4 protein-coding genes are annotated in these 2,364 nt (G+C 30.6%); all 4 read left to right on the top strand.

The window, feature by feature from the left end:
• On the top strand, nucleotides 1-318 hold a 318-nt coding region (locus tag KPL50_RS26235; protein WP_216301422.1), incomplete at its 5' end, for a CPBP family intramembrane glutamic endopeptidase.
• Nucleotides 272-514, top strand: coding sequence for a GNAT family N-acetyltransferase (locus tag KPL50_RS28065; protein ID WP_216301423.1), 243 nt, complete (start codon nucleotides 272-274; stop codon nucleotides 512-514). The genes KPL50_RS26235 and KPL50_RS28065, both read left to right, overlap by 47 nt.
• Nucleotides 515-649: 135 nt before the next feature.
• Entirely contained in the window at nucleotides 650-1,150 is a 501-nt protein-coding gene (locus tag KPL50_RS26245) for an NUDIX domain-containing protein (RefSeq protein WP_216301424.1), read from the top strand.
• A gap of 557 nt (nucleotides 1,151-1,707) precedes the next feature.
• The gene (locus KPL50_RS26250; RefSeq protein WP_216301425.1) at nucleotides 1,708-2,169 is read left to right on the top strand and encodes a phosphoglycerate mutase family protein; all 462 of its coding nucleotides are present in this window, start codon (nucleotides 1,708-1,710) and stop codon (nucleotides 2,167-2,169) included.
• Nucleotides 2,170-2,364: the final 195 nt, after the last annotated feature.

The following is a 2,364-nucleotide window of genomic DNA, read 5'->3' on the forward strand; positions in this document are numbered from 1 at the left end:
ATTATATTAGGATTTATATGGGGGATATGGCATTTACCACTTTGTTTTATGCTATACAGTCCATCCACCCCTATTTATTGTGTAATATCTCATATTGGCTATTGTATTTTGATTAGTATTTTCTTTGGATTTGTCTATATGAAAACTAGAAACCTTTGGTCAGTTATAATTATTCATTTAATTAATAACAGTATTTTTATTGATGCCAGTAGTGCCTATGGTAAGCCAATTTCACTAAAGGACTTAATACTAAGTTTAATCTTTTGCACTATTGTATTCCTACCATTTCTATTTACTAAAGAGTATAAGGGTAAATAGATTATCTTTTTATATATGGGCTATTGTATTTAAAGAAAGTGATGAACCTATAGGTTCAATTGGTTTATTTATAATTAAGAAAAATGATATTTGTTGTGATGTAGGATACTCTATAGGTAAGAAATATTGGGGACAAGGTATAATAAAAAAATCATACCTGAACTCAAGAATATTATTAGTGATTATAGCAAAGTAACAATATATGCTGATATTGAGAATAGGACGTATAAGGTATAATTATAAAAAAGAAAAATAATTAATGACAAATTATTCTTTAACTGTGGAACACTCGTAGAAAACGGTGAAGATTAATTACAATGGAGGTCTTTAAATGGAACTTTGGGATATACTCGATGGAAATGGGAATAAAACCGGCAAAACTGGTGAACGTGGAAAACCTATGGGACAAGATGAATATCATCTCGTGGTACATGTATGGATAAAAAATAGAAATGGAGAATTTTTAATTACAAAACGTACACCCAACAAGACAATATTGACAAATATGTGGGAAACAACTTGTGGTTCAGCAATTGTTGGTGAGGATAGTTTGAGAGCTGTATTAAGAGAAGTGAAGGAAGAAATCAGTATTGGTTTATCTCCTACGAATGGGAAATATCTATTTAGATTAAAAAGACAACACCATGACTCTCCAGATTTTGTAGATGTGTGGCTGTTCAAAGAAGAAGTAGATATTACAGAAGTTATTTATCAACCAGAAGAAGTATGCGGAGCAAAATGGGCAACTCCAAGTCAGATTCAATCGTCGATAGAAATAGGAGAATTTGCGAATACATTTACCTATCTTGAAGATCTATTTAAAACAGTATAGTTACTTAAAGGTTTGTGACTACTGCAACATTGTATTTTGTTGTACCAATGAAATCAATTATTTAACCGTAAAAACTTGTTTTATTTGCATATATTAGGCTGCGACTGCTAATGCGCTGAGATATATTTTCCATATTCCTAGAAGTGATAACCTTTACAACGGAAAGTTTCCATGTAATTTGAACATTTTTTTTAAGCTGGACAATATAGTTAGGTGCGGCCGCCACCACCATACATAAACAATGTTTTGGTAAAATGGGAAACTATTGAATTTAATGGTATAAGTAGGTGAAGACTATGAGGGATTAAAGTATTGCATAACATTTGTTAAAGTTCCGAAGTGAAGTAGGAACCAAACTAGTTTATGATTATTGGAGGGGGAAGTGATGTGGGAATAGATAAAATAGTGGTTATTGCTATTGTTGCATTTGTAGTTACAAGTCTAATTTTCCGATAATTGGTTACTGCAAATAAAATAAAGATAAGTAAAATACCGAAAATATTTTATGAGGATGATGAAAGTTTCATTGAATCTTGGGGAACAACAGAGGAGGAAAAATGAATATAGGATTAGTTAGACATTTTAAAGTTAATTGTTATGCAAAGACGTTTATGACATCAGATGATTTTAAACAATGGGTAAAACGGTATGATAATAGTGATATTATAGAAAATAAATTTGAAATAGGAAACATAATATGGCACAAATGCTTTTCAAGTGATTTATCAAGAGCTACTAAAACTTCAAAATCTATTTTTACAGGAGAAATAATAAAAACACAATTGTTAAGAGAAGTGCCTATAGCACCAGTATTTAACACTAATATAAAACTTCCTTATGTATTTTGGTGTATAAGTGGGAGAATTGCTTGGCTTTTTCATCATAAATCTCAAATAGAAAGTAAAAAAGATACTCAAGGACGAGCGAATGAGTTTTTAGATAGTATAAATAATGAATTAAGCAGTAATATATTAATTGTTTGTCATGGCTTTTTTATGAACACACTCCAAAAGATGTGAAAAACTTGATAGGTGTAAGGCATATCAAGGATATCTTAAGGCGTTTTTCAGTTGAAGAGTTGTGTCAAACTTGTAAAATAATGTGAAGTAACCAATTTCAATTATGGAGCAGAACGGTTCTAAGAAAGGAGATAATAATATGTCAATTACTATTAAACGAAATACTGGATGGCAGGGCATAAGCTCAAAAATCCA

Origin of the sequence: Clostridium sp. CF012, assembly GCF_018861755.1 — a bacterium.
Taxonomy (GTDB): Bacteria; Bacillota; Clostridia; order Clostridiales; family Clostridiaceae; genus Clostridium_AD.